Below are 2,408 nucleotides of genomic sequence, written 5' to 3' on the forward strand. Positions count from 1 at the left end.
ATGGCTGACACGGCGAACGCGCAGCTCCGACGGCGTGACGACGATCTCCTCGCTGGCGCGCGCGGCGCGGAAATTGGCCTTGAAGGCCCACCAGATCACCAGCACGTCGAGGCCGAAGAAGGCGAACACCGGCCATGCCCCCATCATCAGGAAGACGAGGCCGGTAACGAAGCTGACCGCGCTGACGAACAGCATCACGGCGAGGAAGCCGGTGCGGTTCAGCGAGCGATGCGGCGTCAGCCGCGCGGAGAAGATCTGCACGTCGCGCGGATCCCCGGAATCGCGGCCCTCAATTTCGTTGCCTGTGCTCATCGTCCCTCAGTATATCCCGATCATGGCGAAAATCACCCGCAAGCTGGCGCCGCGCAAAGCGCCCGTGCCGAAGAAGAAGGCAAAAGCGGCCGTCGCGAAGCCGAACGTTTCAGCCCGGAAATCGCTCAAGGCCATCAAGCCCTGGACGCCGGCCGAAGTTCGCGAGGTCTTCAGCCGTTTTCGCAAGGCCAATCCGGAACCGAAGGGCGAACTGGAGCACGTCAATCCCTTTACGCTCCTGGTCGCGGTCGTGCTGTCGGCGCAGGCCACCGATGCCGGCGTCAACAAGGCGACGCGCGCGTTGTTCGAGGTCGCCGACACGCCGCAGAAGATGCTCGATCTCGGCGAGGAGTCCTTGCGCGACTACATCAAGACCATCGGCCTCTATCGCACCAAGGCGAAGAACGTGATCGCGCTGTCGGCCAAGTTGCTCGGCGAGTTCGGCGGCGAGGTGCCGCGCACGCGCGCCGAGATCGAGTCGTTGCCCGGTGCCGGCCGCAAGACCGCCAACGTCGTGCTCAACATGGCCTTCGGCGAGCACACCATGGCGGTCGACACCCATGTCTTCCGCGTCGGCAATCGCACCGCATTGGCGCCGGGCAAGACGCCACTGGAGGTCGAGCTCGGTCTGGAAAAGGTGATCCCGGCCGAGTTCATGCTGCACGCCCATCACTGGCTGATCCTGCACGGCCGCTATACGTGCCTCGCGCGCAAGCCGCGCTGCGAGGTGTGCCTGATCAACGATCTCTGCCGCTGGCCGGAGAAGACGGTGTGATCTAATGACCGTCATTCGGGGACGAGCCAAAGGATCGGATCCGGAGTCTGGAGATTCCGGTTCGATGCGACGCGTCGCCCCGGAAAGTCAGGGTGGAATTTGTGTTTTGGTAGCGCCGGGTTGAGGTGATCTCGTGAGTCAGGAAGAACAGAACGCACCACCCGCATCACCGGCCCCGCCGCCCAACCCGACGCAGGGGCCGGCCGCGCCGCTCTGGAGCCGGCTCGCGATCCCGCTGTTTGCGGTCGTCGTTGCCCTCGCTTTCGTCGCGCTGGCAACGCTGCGCTTCGACGAATGGGTCGGCAATGCAGTGGTCCAGACCACCAACGACGCCTATGTGCGTGCCGAGCTGACGCGGCTATCGAGCCGCGTCTCGGGCGAAGTGCTCAGCGTGGGGGTCACCGATTTCCAGCGCGTCAAGGCCGGCGACCTTCTGATCCAGATCGATCCCGCCGATTACGAGGCGCAGGTCGCGCAGGCCGAAGCGGCAGTCACCGCGGCGCAAGCCGCGCTCGACAATCTCGCCAACCAGATCGAGCTGCAATATGCGACGATCGCGCAGGCGCAGGCCGCGCGGCTGTCTGCGGAGGCCATGGAGGTCGAGGCACGGCAGGAGCAGCAGCGACAGCAATCGCTGTCGCAGACCGAGTCCGGCACGCGCCAGCGCCTCGAGCAGGCGGTCGCCGCCTACGCCAAGGCACAGGCCGACGTGCGCGCGAGCCGCGCCGTGATCGCGGCCCAGCAGCACCAGCTCGAAGTCCTGCAAGGCACCAGGAAGCAGCGCGCTGCCGATGTTGAGGCGGCCAAGGCGACGCTGGCGGGTACGAAGCTCAAGCTTGGATACACGAAGATCACCGCGCCGTTCGACGGCGTCGTCGGCGAGCGCCAGGTGCAGCCCGGCGATTACGTCAATATCGGCACCAACCTCATCAACGTGGTGCCGCTGCCCAAGGTCTATGTGATCGCGAACTACAAGGAGACCCAGCTCACGCACGTGGCGCCGGGCCAGCCGGTCGAGATCACAATCGACAGTTTTCCGCGCGAGAAGCTGCGCGGCCGGGTCGAGCGCATTGCGCCGGCGACCGGTGCGCAGGTGGCGCTGCTGCCGCCCGACAACGCAACGGGCAATTTCACCAAGGTGGTGCAGCGCATTCCCGTGCGCATTCAGTTCGATGGCGACCAGCCGCTGCTGGAGCGGCTGGTTCCGGGCATGTCGGTGGTCACCAGTATCGACACGAAGGCTGCGAATGGCCGAAAATGACGATGCCAGCCGCGAGCCGCTCTCGCGCGGCGGCGTCGCGCCGCAGCCGCTGTTCGCGGT

At 65.9% G+C, this 2,408-nt stretch carries 3 protein-coding genes; 2 read left to right on the forward strand and 1 reads right to left on the reverse strand.

Annotated elements, in window-relative coordinates; genetic code table 11:
- On the reverse strand, positions 1-312 hold a 312-nt coding region (locus JHD07_RS27945; protein WP_291627931.1), incomplete at its 3' end, for a DUF2244 domain-containing protein.
- 22 nt (positions 313-334) lie between these two features.
- Here JHD07_RS27945 and nth point away from each other — a divergent pair.
- Positions 335-1,087: an endonuclease III gene (gene nth / locus JHD07_RS27950; protein ID WP_291627933.1), complete on the forward strand. Its 753-nt coding sequence runs from the start codon at positions 335-337 to the stop codon at positions 1,085-1,087.
- Positions 1,088-1,220: 133 nt separating this feature from the next.
- Complete coding sequence (locus JHD07_RS27955) at positions 1,221-2,348, forward strand: HlyD family secretion protein (RefSeq protein WP_291627935.1); 1,128 nt, start codon at positions 1,221-1,223, stop codon at positions 2,346-2,348.
- Positions 2,349-2,408 lie beyond the last annotated feature (60 nt).

This window comes from Bradyrhizobium sp., assembly GCF_016462955.1.
Taxonomy (GTDB): Bacteria; Pseudomonadota; Alphaproteobacteria; order Rhizobiales; family Xanthobacteraceae; genus Bradyrhizobium.

Bases quoted from the DNA above. Each gene is read 5' to 3' on its own strand.
- nth (WP_291627933.1), top strand. From the start codon at position 335: ATGGCGAAAATCACCCGCAAGCTGGCGCCGCGCAAAGCGCCCGTGCCG.